This is a genomic window from Pseudomonas sp. GW821-FHT03C07 (genome assembly GCF_059420925.1).
The window spans coordinates 23,978-43,662 of sequence record NZ_JBWKUQ010000008.1 but is presented as its reverse complement, the minus strand read 5'-3'; the positions used below and the strand labels follow the sequence as shown (position 1 = coordinate 43,662).

13 protein-coding genes are annotated in these 19,685 nt (G+C 57.1%); 7 read left to right on the top strand and 6 right to left on the bottom strand.

Going from position 1 to position 19,685, the window contains the following annotated elements; genetic code table 11:
• Window positions 1-231: 231 nt before the first annotated feature.
• The 5 genes from mnmE to rpmH all read right to left on the bottom strand — a co-directional run bounded on the left by mnmE (window position 232) and on the right by rpmH (window position 4,162).
• Window positions 232-1,602: a tRNA uridine-5-carboxymethylaminomethyl(34) synthesis GTPase MnmE gene (mnmE, locus tag AC07VG_RS17080; protein ID WP_495000248.1), complete on the bottom strand. Its 1,371-nt coding sequence runs from the start codon at window positions 1,600-1,602 to the stop codon at window positions 232-234.
• Between the two features lie 81 nt (window positions 1,603-1,683).
• Window positions 1,684-3,366, bottom strand: a complete 1,683-nt coding sequence (gene yidC, locus AC07VG_RS17075; RefSeq protein WP_495000249.1) for a membrane protein insertase YidC — start codon at window positions 3,364-3,366, stop codon at window positions 1,684-1,686.
• A gap of 2 nt (window positions 3,367-3,368) precedes the next feature.
• Window positions 3,369-3,614, bottom strand: coding sequence for a membrane protein insertion efficiency factor YidD (yidD, locus tag AC07VG_RS17070; protein ID WP_100939920.1), 246 nt, complete (start codon window positions 3,612-3,614; stop codon window positions 3,369-3,371).
• Window positions 3,607-4,014: a ribonuclease P protein component gene (gene rnpA, locus AC07VG_RS17065; protein WP_495000307.1), complete on the bottom strand. Its 408-nt coding sequence runs from the start codon at window positions 4,012-4,014 to the stop codon at window positions 3,607-3,609. Before rnpA ends, yidD begins: the two co-directional genes overlap by 8 nt.
• Before the next feature lie 13 nt (window positions 4,015-4,027).
• Window positions 4,028-4,162: a 50S ribosomal protein L34 gene (gene rpmH / locus AC07VG_RS17060; protein WP_003213577.1), complete on the bottom strand. Its 135-nt coding sequence runs from the start codon at window positions 4,160-4,162 to the stop codon at window positions 4,028-4,030.
• A 566-nt stretch (window positions 4,163-4,728) separates the two neighbouring features.
• Here rpmH and dnaA point away from each other — a divergent pair.
• The 6 genes from dnaA (at window position 4,729) to AC07VG_RS17030 (ending at window position 16,033) form a co-directional block, all read left to right on the top strand.
• The gene (gene dnaA / locus AC07VG_RS17055; protein ID WP_495000250.1) at window positions 4,729-6,243 is read left to right on the top strand and encodes a chromosomal replication initiator protein DnaA; all 1,515 of its coding nucleotides are present in this window, start codon (window positions 4,729-4,731) and stop codon (window positions 6,241-6,243) included.
• Between the two features lie 38 nt (window positions 6,244-6,281).
• The gene (gene dnaN, locus AC07VG_RS17050; protein ID WP_495000251.1) at window positions 6,282-7,385 is read left to right on the top strand and encodes a DNA polymerase III subunit beta; all 1,104 of its coding nucleotides are present in this window, start codon (window positions 6,282-6,284) and stop codon (window positions 7,383-7,385) included.
• 35 nt (window positions 7,386-7,420) lie between these two features.
• Complete coding sequence (gene recF, locus AC07VG_RS17045; RefSeq protein WP_100939924.1) at window positions 7,421-8,524, top strand: DNA replication/repair protein RecF; 1,104 nt, start codon at window positions 7,421-7,423, stop codon at window positions 8,522-8,524.
• Window positions 8,525-8,528: 4 nt separating this feature from the next.
• The gene (gene gyrB, locus AC07VG_RS17040) at window positions 8,529-10,946 is read left to right on the top strand and encodes a DNA topoisomerase (ATP-hydrolyzing) subunit B (protein ID WP_495000252.1); all 2,418 of its coding nucleotides are present in this window, start codon (window positions 8,529-8,531) and stop codon (window positions 10,944-10,946) included.
• 423 nt (window positions 10,947-11,369) lie between these two features.
• Window positions 11,370-12,545 (top strand): phospholipase D family protein, encoded by a 1,176-nt coding sequence (locus tag AC07VG_RS17035; RefSeq protein ID WP_495021583.1) that lies wholly within the window; start codon window positions 11,370-11,372, stop codon window positions 12,543-12,545.
• Between the two features lie 827 nt (window positions 12,546-13,372).
• Complete coding sequence (locus AC07VG_RS17030) at window positions 13,373-16,033, top strand: hypothetical protein (RefSeq protein ID WP_495021582.1); 2,661 nt, start codon at window positions 13,373-13,375, stop codon at window positions 16,031-16,033.
• Between the two features lie 805 nt (window positions 16,034-16,838).
• Here AC07VG_RS17030 and AC07VG_RS17025 read toward each other — a convergent pair.
• Window positions 16,839-18,095 carry a sensor histidine kinase gene (locus AC07VG_RS17025; RefSeq protein WP_495021581.1) on the bottom strand — a complete coding sequence of 419 codons (1,257 nt, stop codon included), beginning with the start codon at window positions 18,093-18,095 and terminating at the stop codon, window positions 16,839-16,841.
• 373 nt (window positions 18,096-18,468) lie between these two features.
• Here AC07VG_RS17025 and AC07VG_RS17020 point away from each other — a divergent pair, with 373 nt between their 5' ends.
• Window positions 18,469-19,680, top strand: coding sequence for a methyl-accepting chemotaxis protein (locus AC07VG_RS17020; protein WP_495021580.1), 1,212 nt, complete (start codon window positions 18,469-18,471; stop codon window positions 19,678-19,680).
• The last annotated feature ends 5 nt before the right edge of the window (window positions 19,681-19,685 follow it).

Below are 19,685 nucleotides of genomic sequence, written 5' to 3'. Positions count from 1 at the left end.
GGCAGCCGAAAGCCGCCGGAACGATCTGAAATCATCCGGACGGCAAAGAAATGTAGGAGCGAGCTTGCTCGCGATAGCGATCTTAGGGCGCCGCGATACCTGACGTAGAGGTATCCGATCTTTAGAAGACAACAAAACCTGTAGGAGCGGCCGGTCGACGCTCGATTGCCAGCGAAGTTTTAGCGGTCTCGAGGACGCTATCGCCAGCAAGCTGGCTCCTACATGGGAAGGTTATTTACCGATGCAGAAGCTGGAAAAGATCCTTCCCAACAAGTCATCCGAGCTGAATGCGCCGGTAATCTCGCCCAGGAACTGCTGAGCATGGCGCAGATCCTCCGCCAGCAGCTCGCCGGCTCCCGCCAGGGTCAACTGCGCGTGACCGTGCTCCAGAGCCGCGCTGGCATGCCGCAGGGCTTCCAGATGGCGGCGACGGGCGCTGAAGCTGCTCTCGGAGGTCTGTTCATAACCCATGCAGGCCTTGAGGTGCTCGCGCAACAGCTCCAGCCCCTTCCCGCCGACCTTGGCGCTCAAGCTGATGGTGACATGGCCATCCTCGCTGACCTCCATCGCCATGGCCTCGCCACTCAGGTCGGCTTTATTACGGATCAAGGTCACTTTGGCCGGATCTGGCCGCTGCTCGAGGAATTCCGGCCACAAGGCAAAAGGATCCACAGCCTCCGGCGCGGTTGCATCCACCACCAGCAACACCCGGTCCGCCTCGCCAATGGCCTTGAGCGCACGTTCCACGCCGATCTTTTCCACATGGTCGTCGGTGTTGCGCAAACCGGCGGTATCCACCACATGCAGGGGCATGCCATCGATGTGGATATGTTCACGCAGGACATCGCGAGTGGTGCCGGCGATCTCGGTGACGATCGCTGCTTCGCGTCCGGCCAAGGCATTGAGCAGGCTGGACTTGCCGGCATTCGGCCGACCAGCAATCACCACCGTCATGCCGTCGCGCAACAAGGCGCCCTGACCGGCTTCACGCATCACTGTGGATAACTCGTTACGCACCGCGTTGAGCAAGGCCAGCACATGGCCGTCGGCAAGGAAGTCGATTTCTTCCTCGGGAAAGTCGATGGCCGCTTCCACATAGATCCGCAGGCCGATCAGTTGCTCAGTGAGGTTATGCACACGCTGGGAAAATGCGCCTTGCAACGAACGCAGTGCATTACGCGCCGCCTGTGCGGAACTGGCTTCGATCAGATCGGCGATCGCCTCGGCCTGGGCCAGGTCGAGCTTGTCATTGAGAAACGCCCGCTCGCTGAATTCCCCGGGCCGGGCCAGTCGGCAACCCAGTTGCAAGCAACGTTGCAGCAGCATATCGAGAACCACCGGGCCGCCATGGCCCTGCAGCTCGAGCACATCTTCGCCGGTGAAGGAGTGCGGCCCGGGGAAATACAAGGCAATGCCTTCGTCGAGCACATCACCGATGCCGTCGAGGAACGGGCCGTAGTGGGCATACCGCGGTTTCAACTCGCGGCCGCTGATGGCCAGCGCCGCGGCGTGTGCCAGGGGCCCGGAAATTCGAACGATACCGACCCCACCACGGCCCTGGGCGGTGGCAACGGCGGCGATGGTTTCCCGAGAAAGGTTCATGAAGCGGGTCTCGACGCTAAAAATGACAGATAGCAAAACGCCCCACTAGGGGGCGTCTTGAGTGGTTATCCACAGAGTAGGTTACGCAGTGGCTTTTTTGGTAGCCGCTTCGATCTTACGTGTGATGTACCACTGTTGGGTGATGGACAGGCAGTTGTTAACAACCCAGTACAGCACCAGACCTGCAGGGAACCACAGGAAGAAGAAGGTGAAGATGATTGGCATCAGCTTCATCACCTTGGCCTGCATCGGATCCGGCGGAGTCGGGTTCAAACGCTGCTGGATAAACATGGTTGCGCCCATGATGATCGGCAGGATGAAGAACGGATCCTTGATCGACAGGTCGGTAATCCACAGGATGAACGGTGCCTGGCGCATTTCAACGCTTTCCAGCAACACCCAGTACAGCGAAAGGAAAACCGGCATCTGCACCAGGATCGGCAAGCAGCCGCCCAGCGGATTGATCTTCTCTTTCTTGTACAGCTCCATCATGGCTTGCGACATTTTCTGCCGGTCGTCGCCATGTTGCTCTTTCAGTGCCGCCAGTTTCGGTGCCACGGCACGCATGCGCGCCATCGATTTGTAGCTGGCCGCCGACAATGGGAAGAACAGACCCTTGATCAGCATGGTCAGAACGATGATCGAGAAGCCCCAGTTACCGAGCAGGCTGTGGATATGTTGCAGCAACCAGAAGATCGGTTGGGCGATAAACCACAGGATGCCGTAGTCGACCGTCAGTTCCAGACCTGGGGACAACTGTTTCAGCACGGCCTGGCTTTTCGGGCCGGCGTACAGAACGGCGCTGGTCTCGGTTTTCTGGCCAGGAGCCAGGGTCAGCGAAGGACCGGTGTAGCCAATGATGTAATTGCCCTGGCTGTCCTTGCGAGTGGTCACGACATTGCTGTCGCCCTTGGCCGGAATCCAGGCAGTCACGAAGTAGTGTTGCAACCAGGCAACCCAACCACCCTGAACGGTTTCTTTCAGTTGGGCCTTGTCGATATCTTTCATCGACACTTTTTTGTACGGCTCGGAACTTGTCCACAGGGCGGCGCCCAGGTAAGTCGCGGTACCGGTGGCGGTGCTGGAGGACGGATCGGCGCTGTTGTCACGTTTCAGCTGGGCGAACATCGCACCCGACCAGGACTGGGCGCTTGTATTGTCGATCAGATACGACACGGTCACGTCATACAGGCCGCGTTTCAAGCTGAAACGCTTGATGTAATTGACGCCGTTCTCGCTGAATTTCAGGTCGACGACCAGTTGGTCCTGACCCTCAGCCAGTTGATAACTTTTCTGTGCCGAAGCGTACAGCGGGCGACCGGCCGAACTCGCGTCCGGGCCGTTGGCACCGATCAGGCCGCTCTGGGCCAGGTAGGTACGCTCGCCACCGTTGTCGAACAACTGGAAAGGAATTTCCGGATGGTCCTGACGACGTGGATAAAGCGGCAGCTTCAGCTGGGCAACATCCCCACCTTTTGGATCGATAGCCAGGTCGAGCACATCCGTTTTGACATGGATGAGGTCGTTGCTGACAGCCACCGGTGCTTCAACAGGTGCACTGGTGTCATTGGCTGCACGTGGAATGTCATCACTGGCGCTTGCTTTGTTGCCAGATACCGAATCCGGCAAGCCGGGAACGGTGGTGCTGGAAGCGACATTCTGGGTCGGCAAGGCAGCCTGACCGTAGTCCTGGTTCCATTTGAGGACCCCGACATAGGTCACGATTGCCAGGGCGACGATCAGGATCGTGCGTTTGATATCCATGATTACTCGGCCATCGAAGAAGAACGGGAGGTAGGGATTGGTGGAACCGGGTCATAACCACCGGCATTCCACGGATGACAGCGACCTAAGCGACGAACGGTCAGCCAGCCACCGCGCAGGAGTCCATGTGTTTCGATGGCTTCATACGCGTAGCAAGAACAACTGGGGTAGAAACGACAGTGATTGGCCATCAAGGGACTGATGGCATAGCGATAAAACTGGATCGGAACGAGGGCCAGTTTACGCATCTGGGCTGTCTACCCCCACAGTTTCGGTTTTGACTGCGGGTACCGCTGGCACCGTACGGGCCAAGCGTTTCCAGAGTTTGCCGAAATGCTGGATCAATTCAGGGTTTTCGATATCGCCCAGACCTTTGCGCGCGACGATAACGATGTCCCAGCCGACCAGTGAATCCTGGTGCAGTCGGAACGACTCGCGCATTAGACGTTTCAGGCGATTGCGCTCAACGGAGAGCTTGACGCTCTTTTTACCGATAACCAGCCCCAGACGGGGATGATCCAGGTCGTTGTTGCGCGCAAGGAGCAGGAGATTTTTCCCCGGAACCTTGCCGGTAGGGGAGTCAAAGACTGCCTTGAAATGCCGAGGAGTAAGCAGACGCTTTTCCCGACTGAAGTCCTGACTCACCACCCGCGCCGGATTATCAAACTGCCAGACGAGCACGGCCTTTGGCGCGGCGACGCGACAGGACGGCACGACCGTTTTTGGTGGCCATGCGAGCACGGAAGCCGTGGGTGCGGGCGCGTTTGATAGTGCTGGGTTGGAAAGTACGTTTCATGGCGTTGCTACCTGGTTCGTCACAACGGGCCGGAATGGCCCCCGTTTTAAGAGACCGGGGATTCTAGAGAAAGCAAGCCCGCAGGTCAATTTCCAACCAGCTTTTACTTCATATAGATATTTGGGCCGATCTGCCTGGCACCCACCATGACCTAGATATAAGAATAAAGAAGGGAATTATTTAAAGCTTTTCTGTAAAGCTTATAGAAGCTTAGGAAGCGATTATCTGTGGATAAGTCGCTTTAGGCCATGAGACACGTACTGTACAGAGAATGACAACTGGGTGGGTAAGCGGTGCTCCGCCTGTGCCGCGCTGTCGGATAAGCTGTGGGTGGAATGCCATGTTATCCACAGGCAGGTTACCCACAGACTTTCGCCCCCACTTGTGCAACGCCCTCAGGGGCGGTTATCCACAGAGCTTATGCACATACCATTGGTCGCTTTGTCCACCGATAAGCGGTTGATTCTTCAGGTTGTCCCTGCAACCTACATGTGGATAAGTGCTCGGCCTGCCGGTACAATGGCGGCTTGTTTTTGCCTCACCGGCTTTCAACTTAGGGGATATCCGTGTCAGTGGAACTTTGGCAGCAGTGCGTGGAGCTTCTGCGTGATGAGCTGCCTGCCCAGCAATTCAACACCTGGATCCGTCCACTACAGGTCGAAGCCGAAGGCGACGAGTTGCGTGTCTATGCACCGAACCGTTTTGTGCTCGACTGGGTGAATGAAAAGTACCTGGGACGTTTGCTCGAACTGTTGAACGAGCATGGCAACGGTCTGGCACCAGCGCTTTCCTTATTAATAGGCAGCAAACGCAGTTCCGCGCCTCGTGCGGCGCCGAATGCCCCATTGGCCGCCGCGGCTTCCCAGGCCATGGCCGCCAGCGCTCCGGCCCCGGCCATGGTGACCCCGTCCGCAAAGCTGGCCCCGACCCCGAAGACCGTGGTCGAGGTCAGCGAAGAACCGTCGCGTGACAGTTTCGATCCGATGGCCGGCGCCAGTTCACAACAGGCCCCGGTACGTGCCGAACAGCGTACTGTCCAGGTGGAAGGTGCGCTCAAGCACACCAGTTACCTGAACCGGACCTTTACCTTCGAGAACTTCGTCGAGGGCAAGTCCAACCAACTGGCCCGGGCCGCGGCCTGGCAGGTGGCGGACAACCCCAAGCATGGCTACAACCCACTCTTCCTTTATGGCGGCGTCGGCCTGGGTAAGACTCACTTGATGCACGCTGTGGGTAACCACCTGCTGAAGAAGAACCCGAACGCCAAGGTGGTCTACCTGCATTCGGAGCGTTTCGTCGCGGACATGGTCAAGGCCTTGCAGCTCAACGCCATCAACGAATTCAAGCGTTTCTACCGTTCGGTGGACGCCTTGCTGATCGATGACATTCAATTCTTCGCCCGCAAGGAACGTTCCCAGGAAGAGTTTTTCCACACCTTCAACGCCTTGCTCGAAGGTGGTCAGCAAGTGATCCTGACCAGCGACCGTTATCCGAAAGAGATCGAGGGCCTGGAAGAGCGCCTGAAATCGCGCTTTGGCTGGGGCCTGACCGTTGCGGTCGAGCCGCCGGAGCTGGAAACCCGGGTCGCGATCCTGATGAAGAAGGCCGACCAGGCAAAAGTCGAACTGCCCCACGACGCGGCGTTCTTCATTGCCCAACGTATTCGTTCCAACGTCCGTGAACTTGAAGGCGCGCTGAAGCGGGTGATCGCTCACTCGCACTTCATGGGCCGCGATATCACCATCGAACTGATCCGCGAATCGCTGAAAGACCTGCTGGCGCTGCAAGACAAGCTGGTGTCTGTGGATAACATTCAGCGCACGGTGGCCGAATACTACAAGATCAAGATTTCCGATCTGCTGTCCAAGCGCCGTTCGCGCTCGGTCGCGCGTCCACGCCAGGTTGCCATGGCCTTGTCCAAGGAACTCACCAACCACAGCTTGCCTGAAATTGGTGATGTCTTTGGCGGACGCGACCATACTACGGTCTTGCATGCATGCCGCAAGATCAACGAACTTAAGGAATCCGACGCGGACATCCGCGAGGACTACAAGAACCTGCTGCGAACACTGACTACTTGATGACACCAGCGCAGCTTATTAAGGCAAGGGACTAGACCATGCATTTCACTATTCAACGCGAAGCCCTGTTGAAACCCCTGCAACTGGTCGCAGGCGTCGTCGAGCGCCGCCAGACCTTGCCGGTGCTCTCCAATGTGTTGCTGGTTGTCGAAGGCCAGCAACTGTCGCTGACCGGTACCGACCTGGAAGTCGAACTGGTTGGTCGCGTCCAACTCGAAGAGCCGGCGGAACCGGGTGAAATCACTGTCCCGGCCCGCAAGCTGATGGACATCTGCAAGAGCCTGCCCAATGACGCCCTGATCGACATCAAGGTTGATGAGCAGAAGCTGGTGGTGAAGGCTGGCCGTAGCCGCTTCACCCTGTCGACCTTGCCGGCGAACGATTTCCCAACCGTGGAAGAAGGTCCGGGCTCGCTGACCTGTCAGCTCGACCAGAGCAAACTGCGTCGCTTGATCGAGCGCACCAGCTTCGCCATGGCCCAGCAGGACGTGCGTTACTACCTCAACGGCATGCTGCTGGAAGTCTCGGCCGGTATTATCCGTGCCGTGGCCACCGACGGTCACCGTCTGGCCATGTGTTCGATGCAGGCCGATATCGGTCAGCCGGATCGTCACCAGGTGATCGTGCCGCGCAAGGGCATCCTGGAATTGGCCCGCCTGCTGACCGAGCCGGAAGGCAATGTGAGCATCGTCCTCGGCCAGCACCACATTCGTGCGACCACGGGTGAGTTCACCTTCACCTCCAAGCTGGTGGACGGCAAGTTCCCGGACTACGAGCGCGTTCTGCCCAAAGGTGGCGACAAGCTGGTCCTGGGGGATCGCCAGGCACTGCGCGAAGCCTTCAGCCGTACCGCGATCCTGTCCAACGAGAAGTACCGCGGCATCCGTCTGCAGCTGGCCAATGGTCAGCTGAAGATCCAGGCCAACAACCCTGAGCAGGAAGAAGCGGAAGAAGAAGTCGGCGTCGAATACAACGGCGGTTCGCTGGAAATCGGCTTCAACGTCAGCTATCTGCTGGACGTGCTGGGCGTGATGACCACCGAGCAGGTGCGTTTGATCCTGTCCGACTCCAACAGCAGCGCCCTGGTGCAGGAGTCGGACAACGACGACTCCGCCTACGTCGTCATGCCGATGCGCCTGTAACGGTGTCGCGCCTGCCCATGTCCAGCCAACGCTAGATGTCCCTCAGTCGTGTTTCGGTCACCGCGGTGCGTAACCTGCAGCCGGTGACCTTCTCCCCCTCCCCGCGTATCAATATCCTTTACGGCGCCAACGGCAGCGGAAAAACCAGCGTGCTCGAAGCGCTGCATCTGCTCGGGCTCGCCCGCTCGTTTCGCAGTACCCGTCTGCTACCGGTGATCCAGTACGAGCAACTCGCCTGCACCGTGTTCGGTCAGGTGGAGTTGGCCGAGGGGGGACACAGCGCGTTGGGGATCTCGCGGGACCGCCAGGGTGAATTTCAGATCCGCATCGATGGGCAGAACGCCAAGAGCGCGGCGCAACTGGCGGAAATCCTGCCGCTGCAACTGATCAACCCGGACAGCTTCCGCCTGCTCGAAGGGGCCCCGAAGATCCGCCGCCAGTTCCTCGACTGGGGGGTGTTCCACGTGGAACCTCGTTTCATGTCGACCTGGCAGCGCTTGCAGAAGGCCCTGCGGCAGCGGAACTCATGGCTGCGGCATGGTACACTTGACGCCGCTTCGCAAGCGGCCTGGGACCGGGAACTGTGCCTGGCCAGCGCCGAAATCGATGAGTACCGCCGCGCTTACATCAAAGTCTTGAAACCAGTCTTTGAGCAAACCTTGAGCGAGTTAGTCGAACTCGAGGGCTTAACGCTGAGCTATTACCGTGGTTGGGATAAAGAGAAGGAATTGAGCGCCGTGCTCGCCTCTTCCCTGCACCGGGACCAGCAAATGGGCCACACCCAAGCCGGACCACAGCGAGCTGATCTGCGTCTTCGATTGGGCGCACACAATGCCGCGGACATCTTGTCCCGGGGTCAGCAGAAACTGGTGGTCTGTGCCTTGCGCATTGCTCAGGGACACCTGGTCAGCCAGGCCCGGCGCGGTCAGTGTATTTATCTGGTGGATGACCTGCCGTCCGAGTTGGACGAGCAACACCGTCGCGCACTCTGTCGCTTGCTGGAAGACTTACGCTGCCAGGTGTTTATCACCTGTGTAGACCACGAATTATTGAGGGAAGGCTGGCAGACGGAAACGCCAGTCGCTTTGTTCCACGTGGAACAAGGCTGTATCACCCAGACCCACGACCATCGGGAGTGAAGGCATGAGCGAAGAAAATACGTACGACTCGACCAGCATCAAGGTGCTGAAAGGTTTGGATGCCGTACGCAAACGTCCCGGTATGTACATTGGCGACACCGATGATGGCAGCGGTCTGCACCACATGGTGTTCGAGGTGGTCGACAACTCCATCGACGAAGCGCTCGCCGGTCATTGCGACGAAATCAGCATCATCATCCACCCGGATGAGTCCATCTCCGTGCGCGACAACGGTCGCGGTATTCCGGTAGACGTGCATAAAGAAGAAGGCGTTTCCGCGGCCGAGGTCATCATGACCGTGCTGCACGCCGGCGGTAAGTTCGACGACAACTCCTATAAAGTCTCCGGCGGTTTGCACGGTGTGGGTGTGTCGGTGGTGAATGCCCTGTCCGAATTGCTAGTGCTGACCGTGCGTCGCAGCGGCAAGATCTGGGAACAGACCTACGTCCACGGTGTGCCACAGGAACCGATGAGAATCGTCGGCGACAGCGAAACCACCGGTACCGAAATTCACTTCAAGGCCTCCGCCGACACCTTCAAGAACATCCACTTCAGCTGGGACATCCTGGCCAAGCGGATTCGTGAACTGTCCTTCCTCAACTCCGGTGTCGGCATCGTCCTCAAGGATGAGCGCAGCGGCAAGGAAGAGCTGTTCAAGTACGAAGGTGGCCTGCGGGCGTTCGTTGAATACCTGAACACCAACAAGACTCCGGTCAACCAGGTGTTCCACTTCAACGTCCAGCGTGAAGACGGCATCGGCGTGGAAATCGCCCTGCAGTGGAACGACAGCTTCAACGAGAACCTGTTGTGCTTCACCAACAACATTCCGCAGCGCGATGGCGGTACTCACCTGGTGGGTTTCCGTTCGGCACTGACACGTAACCTGAACACCTACATCGAAGCGGAAGGCCTGGCGAAGAAGCACAAGGTCGCCACCACCGGTGACGATGCCCGTGAAGGCCTGACCGCGATCATTTCGGTCAAGGTGCCGGATCCGAAGTTCAGCTCTCAGACCAAGGACAAGCTGGTCTCTTCCGAAGTGAAGACCGCTGTCGAACAGGAAATGGGCAAGTACTTCTCGGACTTCCTGCTGGAAAACCCGAACGAAGCCAAGCTGGTGGTCGGCAAGATGATCGACGCCGCCCGTGCCCGTGAAGCGGCGCGTAAAGCCCGTGAGATGACCCGTCGTAAAGGCGCGCTGGATATCGCTGGCCTGCCGGGCAAACTGGCGGACTGCCAGGAAAAAGACCCTGCTCTTTCCGAACTGTACCTGGTGGAAGGTGACTCTGCTGGCGGTTCCGCCAAGCAGGGTCGTAACCGTCGTACCCAGGCGATCCTGCCGTTGAAAGGCAAGATCCTCAACGTGGAAAAAGCCCGTTTCGACAAGATGATCTCGTCCCAGGAAGTCGGCACGCTGATCACCGCGTTGGGTTGCGGTATCGGCCGCGACGAGTACAACATCGAGAAGCTGCGTTACCACAACATCATCATCATGACCGATGCTGACGTCGACGGTTCGCACATCCGTACCCTGCTGCTGACTTTCTTCTTCCGTCAGTTGCCGGAGCTGATCGAGCGCGGCTACATCTATATCGCTCAGCCGCCGTTGTACAAGGTCAAGAAAGGCAAGCAAGAGCAATACATCAAAGACGACGATGCCATGGAAGAATACATGACGCAGTCGGCCCTGGAAGATGCGAGCCTGCACCTGAACGAAGACGCCCCGGGTATTTCCGGTGAGGCGCTGGAACGTCTGGTGTATGACTTCCGCATGGTGATGAAAACCCTCAAGCGCCTGTCACGCCTGTACCCGCAGGAGCTGACCGAGCACTTCATCTACCTGCCAGCGGTGAGCCTGGAACAGTTGGGCGATCACGTGGCGATGCAGGAGTGGCTGGCCAAGTATGAAGTCCGCCTGCGTCTGAACGAGAAGTCCGGCCTGGTCTACAAAGCCAGCCTGCGCGAAGACCGTGAACGTAACGTCTGGCTGCCGGAGGTCGAACTGATCTCTCACGGCCTGTCCAACTACGTCACCTTCAACCGCGACTTCTTCGGCAGCAACGACTACAAGACCGTGGTCACCTTGGGCGCGCAGTTGAGCACCTTGCTCGACGAAGGCGCCTACATTCAGCGTGGCGAACGCAAGAAAGCCGTGACCGAGTTCAAGGAAGCCCTGGACTGGCTGATGGCCGAAAGCACCAAGCGCCACACCATCCAGCGCTACAAAGGGCTGGGTGAGATGAACCCGGACCAGTTGTGGGAAACCACCATGGACCCAGCGGTTCGCCGGATGCTGAAAGTGACGATCGAAGACGCCGTCGGTGCGGACCAGATCTTCAACACGCTGATGGGTGATGCGGTAGAGCCACGTCGTGACTTTATCGAGAGCAATGCATTGGCGGTGTCGAACCTGGACTTCTAATGTATGTGTAGGTTCTCAGAATAAATGAGAACTTTCACAAATAAATGACTCAAGCTGTCAGCTCAACTGACTGAAAAGGCCAACGTTTAAAGCGTTGGCTTTTTTATCTTAAAAAATAGAGATTTTTAGCTTTGTTGTAGTTTCGGGCAAATACGGTGCTCTCTCCGGATAAGATTGGTTTAACGTTATCTCATCGCGCAGGCGTGGTTTGAAAGCAGGCGGACGTTCAATATTGTTGGTACTGATGCGGATTTGACCCAGGCTGCCGACATCAGTTGACCCTTAGGCAGTCTGTGAAACGTATATAAGACCATCGATTACCAAGTATTCAGGTAGGTCAACGATTTCCGGCCCCCTGGGTCAATTCGCATCAGCGCCAACACCCCCTAATCACCCGCTACGTTCACACAGGGACGACTACACGTGGACTCATCATTTCTAACGCCCCAAGTCTACAAGTCGCGCCTAGCCCAACTGGTTGCTGATGAGGACTCACTTGATGTTGCCGTCGCATTTTGGGGGTTTGGTGCTCAGAAGCTAATCCATCCGGATGAATCCAAACCTATCCGAATCATCTGCAACCTGCGTACGGGCAGTACAAATCCCCAAGTGATCGAGCAGTTCCTAGAATTATCCGCCCGACCCGACCGAAACGTGCAAGTCCGGCAGTGCGATCGCTTGCATGCGAAAGTAATTCTCGGAGCGAACCAAGCAGTTATTGGCTCCGCCAATATTTCAGCTAATGGTCTAGGCCTCGAGGATGAGGACTCTGCCCACTGGCTGGAGGCCGGCATGCACATTCGAGAGCGCACCGAACTCGGTGCCATGCAATCTTGGTTCGACGCTTTATGGGATTCGGACCACGTAAGATCTATTGATGCTTCCGACATCGCCGCTGCGTATTTGGCCTGGGGCCGGAACCGGAAGCCCATGTTGGCGGCTAACTTAGGCAAGAAGGACTACTTCTCGCTGGCTAATTTCACTGCTTCTAGTCTTCGTTGGGAGAAGGTCTACGCCCTTATATATCGTCAGAAAAATTCGCCAGAGGCGATATCGAAGCTGAAGGCTATCGAAAGCGAGGTGGGTGACGACAAGGGGCACCTTAAGACCGGCATCAAACTGTGGGGCTACGAGAACTGGCCTGATTTTCCTGCTGACGTAGAAGCCGAGTATGTGGACATTCGGTGGGGACCCATGAAAGGGGTATCTGTGTTCGGACCGTGCCGCTTACTCGGCCAACAGGCGAGTATCCAATACGCCAATTCGCTTGTTGGGACACTCGACATTGCAAATCCAGTAAAAACTCTACTTGGCATTCCATTCGGAACGAAGGCGCAACGAGCAATGGAAGCGCAACTCAAAGCGTGTATGCAGGAAATATGGGATACGACTGGCGATGGAGACGACGTACGGGTCGTTCACTTGGCCGAGGTAGCAGATATTTTGGAGAAAGCGGCAGGTCGGGCTCAGGCTTTGGATGATATCGAAGAGCCAGGTCCTGTGGTTCATCCCAGTGACCTAACCGTCGGACAGCGGGATGCGAAACTGCCGGTTGATGGGACGTTCAACGGGCAGGACGCGGTGGGAGTGCTGGAGTAGCTTTCCAAGTATGTAGTTCTTCTCGAAAAGGACGAAAAGGACAAGTTCTGGAGCTACAAGATTAAAACCAGGAGGGGAATAGAGTTTGCTTTCGACCCCAAGACTAAGAGAGGTCTCTACGTCAGAGTTGAAAGAGAGCTACCGAATTTGCCCGGGATCGTCGATATCAAGCACATCTTGGCGGATAGCAAGTCAACAGCCTTGAATCGGGTGTTCTCCGGCGGGCATCACAGGGCAGTGTTTAGTGCCACGATTCAGACTGAGTCTGCACTACGTGCTCTTGTTGACTACTACTTCACACTCTGACAGTTCTTTACTGGCGGTTAAGGGGCCGGTAACCACCATCGAGTGCGGAGACTTTGTGATACGGGCTGAAGGAGGAATGTAAGCCGCCGGCAAACCCATCTTCCCCCGCCCTTTAAGCGCTGACAGGGTGTCCACGGTGCTGCAGGACTTCACCATGCTCGATGTGGAAGACTTCGTGCGTTACAACATTCACGACTGGCTCAGCGTTGGGGACGCCGATGAAGATGAAGAAGACGCCGATGATGCTGCTTGAGCGGCCACTAGCCTCCCCTTCAGCAGCAGGGCTGGACCATAGCTGACGGCTCTTGGCCTGCCTGGGGCCCTCAGAACCCTTAGCCCGACAAACGCATGCCTCGGGCAGGTCCAACCCCTACAATTAACAAAGATTCATACGGGCCATATCTTATAAGTTTTAAATCAGAGTGCTTCGAGTAAGCGGTTCGTGCATAGTGCCACCGCCAGTTGCTCCAGTTCTGTTGCTTATCGGACGCAGCCTTTCGTTGCCCGAGACAAGGATTGTCATGCGTCGTTTGTTTAGTCGTGCTCTGTTTGCCGTGGTGGTGCTGTGTAGCGTTCTGGCCTATGCCGACGAAGTCGATAGCCAGGGCGCGAACGATGCTTTCAGTGCATTACTTTCGATGCCGCAAGCCCAGCCGGGAGGCGAAGGTAGATGGCAGGTTTTCGCCCCGGAAGATTTTAAGGCCACCGATGAAGCCGGCCTGATTGAATACCTGTCGTATCAGAACGCCGACATGCAGCAGGTCGCGTTCCACGGCACACTTTTGCAGCATGCCGTGCGCGCTAATATGAAAGACGTGTCCATGTGGTTGATAAGCCAAGGCGCTGATCCATTGGCGACGGTGGCAGGTTTTTCTCGCGATCCAGACTCTCTTGGCTTGGCTATCTACATGAGCCATTGGAGCATCGTTGATGCCCTGCTGGCGCTGCCGGTGTATCAGCGGTTGTCGGGTCAACAACTGACTGACCGCTATCTAGTTCAGAACCCCGCCTCGCTCGATGAACTGTTGGCCCGCCACTTCGCGGCCCCGACTGGCAAGCTGGGTTCTTGCATGCTCAATTATGAGCTGGAGCAAGGTGCCGTCCAGCAAGCGCTGAAGGTGGACAGCCGCCAGTTACCCGCGCCCGGCGAACTGGACAGGTATGGCGATTGCCAGGGTGTTCATCCCTCCAAGGATCAGTCCGCTCGTGGTTCTTTTAAAACAGTCGACCTTGCCGCCTGGAAAAAGCTCGACACGCAAATGCTCCCCTCGATCTTCGGCTATTTGCTTCAGACGCTGGCTTCTGCCGATGACGTGAAGGCCCTGTTTGCCTCGGACTTGCGCCGCCCGGACCAGCCTGAAAAACTGGCTGAGTTGCTACTGCCGTGGATGGTGGCTAGGCCGAGAACCTTGAATGGAATCGACCCTGCGCCTTTGCCCTTTGCTGTGCGCAAGGCATTGGCTGAGCACTTGCCGGTGACGGTCCTTAATCCTTGGTTGGCCGATTCGAATAATCTTTATAGTTGGCTGGCAATCGCCGCAGCGGGTTCTTTCGAGGAGTTCTCCTGGGCCTTGGCCTTGGTGCCGGATGAGATACTGACGGCAGAGTCTGCGGCTGCAGCCCGCGCGGTCTTGCAGGATGGAAGGCCCATCGAACAACGGCAGATGATCTGGTCAGTTCTGTTGCAACGAAGCGCGTTACGGCTAGACGGCCAGCGTGTGCCGCAGCTGCTTTACGCGGTTCCGATATCCCTATGGCTGGAGTTGTTCAAGCACGGTTATCGTGTTGAAAATACCTTAGCCACTGAGGCTATGAAGAACTCCAATCATCCCGACGAGATCAGCGACTGGCTCGAGCGTCCGGTTGCTGACTTGCAGCAAAGTTGGCCGCTGATGACCGCGCAAGTACCAGGTCTCGCCGATAGCGTTATTGAAAAGCTCATACGTCCGTTTGGCCGCAAGCCCTTCACCTGTACCAGTGATTCAAATTCGCCCCAAGCGCATCAGATGACCAACCTAAACGCGCTGATCCAATTGGGTGCAGTTGTTCATCCGCTTTCCTTCCCCAAGGCTTGCGCGCTAAACACTGCCCCCGAGGTTTACACCCAGTTGCTGGCGTTGGGTGTTGTGGCGCCGGTTGCCGACGTGGCGAGTGCTGCACGGTTTGTCTTCGAGCCTGTGAAGTGCAATTTCTTGCCCAGCGACGGCTGGTTAAAGTCACTTCTGGCTCCTGATGAAGAAGGTGATTCCAGACAACTGCATTTCGAGACGGTGCAGTTGCTTGACGTACCTAAGTCCGATAACTGCGCGATAGTCGTGTCTGGTTTTTGGGACATGGTGGGCTCGGTAGATAACGACGATTTTATAGGGGGGTACGAGCGTATGAACCCCTGCGCCGATAGGCCTGAAGTGACTGAGTCGCGGTTTGAGCGTAATGGTGCCATTGAGGCGTTCCGCTTTGATGGAGGTGCTAGCGCCGGGCTATTGGGCCTGCGTGATACTCAGGATGGGAGGCGATATTATCTGGCATATGGAGAGTCGGGTGATCGTTGTAGTGGTGGGCTTGCGCCTCATCTTCTGGCCTGGACTAAAAGCGCTCCTTATTATCTCGAAGAGGTCTCTGCCTATGCCCCGGCCGCTCAGGCCCTACAAGCACAATGCGACCTGCAAGGCGATTTGAATGCATGCCTAGACGCTGTGGATAACTCTAGAGGTGGCAATTCCACAACCTGGGACGCTCCACACGATGTGGACGAATTTATCTACCACACCTTCACCACCCAACGCGATGACTACCTCGGCGCGGTACAATCATTTGACTTGACCAGGCTGCAGCGTTGGGGCCAACCCCCTGTTCCTCCGAAATGGACGCTCGCCGCAATCGATGCGATCAGCCACTCCACCCTGTCAGTCCCGGAAAAGCGTCGGCGAATAGCCTGGTTATTCAAAAAACCGGCGCAGCTCAAGGTCGCGCTTGAGAAACGCGAGTCAGATGAAGTAATACTCGATCTGACCGATTGGTTACCACGGGAAGATTGGCGGCCACTCATTACCGCCCTTCATGTTGAAAGCACGCCGCCGAGTGTCGAGCCCTGGTCGACCCTCGCCAGCGAAGCCCAAAGCAGCAAAGATCCAAAAGTGGCCTGTCAATTTCTGACCGTGGCCGGCTTGCCTTGTCATTGACTTGTTGTCACCAGCGCGGGATTGACCCAGTTACCGAAATTCCACTGACCCAGGCAGCTGTTTTGTGAGCCGTTACCAGTGCTGGATTTTTACTGATTGGAGTTGGGTCACCGTTGTGTCGGCAACTGGGTCAATTCCGCATCGGTGGCAACACGCTTCGCGTCACATACCCGAGGCAGGAGCCGTATGCGGTAGTTCCGCACGTACAGATCTGTGCGGGGGGTGGCAGGTAACTGCCATCCCTACCGCGACCACAATAGGTGCCGCCTGAGGCCGACGGCATCTATATAAAAGAAGGGTTTAAAGGTTTGGGCTTTGTGAAAGCCCAAGACTCAGGAATAGGCCGGGCCTCTTGGGTCTTAGCGACCCTATTCCGCCACCAAAGGTTTTGGCGGAACCAAGCTCGAAAGCTTGGCGGCATGGGCACTCACCTTTACGGCATCACCGGCATGCGCGCTCCACGGCCGGATTTTACGATCCCTTCCTTTATATGCACAATCCTCGTTGATGAACGGAGGGGCCCGGAGCGCTGCTGGTGAGGGTGATGCATCTATTTTGTGAATCCAGTAGGCTTTTCTCATCTTTTTTGTGAGTCCCAACCGGCGGCCTCACAAAAAAGATGATTTTTCGCCTGTGTTTGCTGGGGCTTCCGAATCATCTATTTTGTGAACCTACAGTAGCGGTCACTGAGAACATTCAGTGTGACAAGCGGGCTGGCTAATCTCGCCTTCTAAAGGAAAACCCCGGTCTCAAAGCCGGGGTTTTTTGCTTTGGCCACCGGACTTTACCCGCTCGTGGTCTGCGCTTATAAACGCGCCTCTTCTTCGGTTATTTTGATTGGGATTTCAAGCGTAAAGGTCGCCCCCTTACCCACCCCCTCGCTATGCACGGTCAAACTACCGCCCATCTCACGCGCAGCTATTACGCAGCTATGCAGACCAAAGCCGTGGCCGTCCTTGCGAGTGGTGAAACCATGGGAAAAGATACGTATCAGGTTTTCTGGTGCAATCCCCTCGCCGTTGTCCACGACCTGGATCTGCACGCTTTGTCCTTGTTCCCAATTCACGCGCAAGATGATCGGCTGTTGCCGGCCAGGCACTCCATTCTGCGCGTGTTTGGCGTTAGTAATAAGGTTGATCAGGATTTCCAGCACCCGGCGCTTGTCCAGCGACAATACGGGCACGTCGGCCACCTCCTTCAGCACTATCACCTCATGCTGCGAGGCGCTCATCTTCACTGCTTCCTCAAACAGATCCTTTAGCTGTACCGGCTCGAGCACACTGGACGCTCCGGCGTAGTCCTGTTGGGCCGCGACGATACCCTTGATATGGTTGATGCCTTTGGTGAGCTGATCCAGCTCGTCGATAATTGCCTCGCGCTCTGCCGTTATGGCCTCTGCCAGCTTGAGCAGATAGTCGGGTAGCATCTTGCCTTTCTGGTCGCCGGTCAGAAATTCGCTCAAGTCGTCGACGTGCTCGTTCATCAGATGAGCCACCTTGCCCAGCCCCTGGGCTTTGGAACCGCGCACCCGGCTGCTGACCAGTTCCGCCGATATGTTCACACTGTTGAGCACATTGCCGACGTTGTGCAGCACATTGGTGGCGATTTCGGCCATCCCGGCCTGACGCGCTGTAGAGACCAGTTTGGACTGCGTCTTTCTCAATTCGTCATTCACTTTAGCCAGCTGTTGCGGACTGGGAATAAGCAGTGCGGCGGGGATCAATTTGATCAGGAGTATGGCGGTGACGCAGGAGGCGACAGCGGTAATGGCCTTGATCAGGGCCGATAGCCAGTAACTGGGATGCCAGATGGTCCATATTTCCATCACGTGGGTGCTGCCACACGCGAGGATAAATATCCCAAAGGCAGCAAACATCCAGTCAAACGGGATATCACGCCTTTTCCGGATAAAGTAGACCAGGGTGATCGGGATTGTCATATAGGCAAAAGCAATCAGGGTGTCCGAAATAACATTCGTCCACAGCAGTTCAGGTATCCACAAGTAGCAGTGCCCATGGGGCATGAATCCGTCGGAGCGTAATAAGTTGGCCAGGTATTCCATTACGGCTCTCCCATTTCATCATGTATTGCGTTCGTACATCTGCGACGTTGGCGAGGCTGTGCCACATGAAATGTAGTAGAGATATCCACTTCCATTCGGAATGGCTGAGGGTCGTGAGGAATCGCCAGCTTCGAGGTGGCGTCGGTGCGCGTCCACCCCCTACGATTTAAAAGCAAACTCGCCCTTCTGTATTCAGCAAGCCCGTCTACACTCATGAGTCTGTGCCCATAGATGGCATTGTGCCGCACCCGCTCATTGAACGGTTTACCACTATCCGACGACTGGCCCCGCGCCATGCTCAAGCAGGCTGGGGTTTTGGCGGATAGCCTTGTTGTGCAGTGGAGCTTTGTCCAACTGATTCAGGGAGGATCCTATGTCGTCATCCAGCAACCTGCAGGGTTTACCGCCCGCCCCCCAGGCTGGTGCTTTCTTCTGGATACCTTTTGTTCCCGCCGCCAGTGGTGTGTGCGTGTTGCTGTTGAGCGACTGGCGCCCTGCCAACCTGGCCTGGTCGGCGGGTTTGTTGGTGGTGGGTGCTCTCGTCGGACTCCTGAACCAGCGTCACTATCGGCAATTGTCAGCCCGGATCCTGAGTGACGCCGAGGCCGCGCAGACCACCACCGATAGCGCCCCAACCGGTGGTCTGGAGGCCGTCTGCCTGGAAGCGATCCCTATCTGGTCCCGGCAAATCGAAAGCTCTCGGACTGAAACCGAGACCGCCATCATTGAACTGACCAGCCGTTTCAGCGCCATTTCCGAGCGCTTGCGACAGACCGTCGATGCCTCCCAGGCCACGGCGGGCGATCTGGCCCACCAGAACCAGGGGGGGGCGCTGGAAGTATTGGCCAAGAGTGATGCCGAGTTGCTGCATGTGATCGAGTCGCTCAAGACCATTCAGCAAAGCCGTGACGAGATGCTGGTACAGGTGCGCAACCTCACCGGTTATACCGGCGAGCTACGGGCCATGGCCGGCGAAGTGGCGGCCATCGCCCAACAGACCAACCTGCTGGCGCTCAACGCCGCCATCGAGGCCGCCCGTGCCGGTGAGGCGGGACGCGGCTTTGCGGTGGTCGCCGACGCGGTACGGACCCTCTCCAGCCAATCCAGCGAAACCGGGCAGAAGATGTCCGCCAAGGTCGACATCATCAACGGCGCCATTAACCAGTTGGTCGAGGCCGCGGCCAGCAGTACCGATCATGACAAGGATTCGGTGGCTGACTCGGAAGCCAGCATCCAGGGGGTGCTCGAGCGTTTCAAGAGCATCACCGGTCAGCTCTCGGAATCATCGGCCCTGCTGCAACGCGAAGGTCTGGGGATTCGCGACGAGGTCACCGAGGTGTTGATCAACCTGCAATTCCAGGATCGGGTCAGCCAGATCCTCGCGCAGGTGCGCAACAACATGGAGGCCCTGCTCCGTCACCTGCGCGAGGCCCAGGTGCCGGGCGCCACGGTGCTGGTCGACGCGCCCGCCTGGCTGGCGGAAATGGAGTTGACCTACGCCACCGACGAGCAGCGACGTAATCACCACACGGGTAAGGTCAACGTCAATCAGCCCGCTAAGATCCAGGAAATCACCTTCTTTTAGGAGCC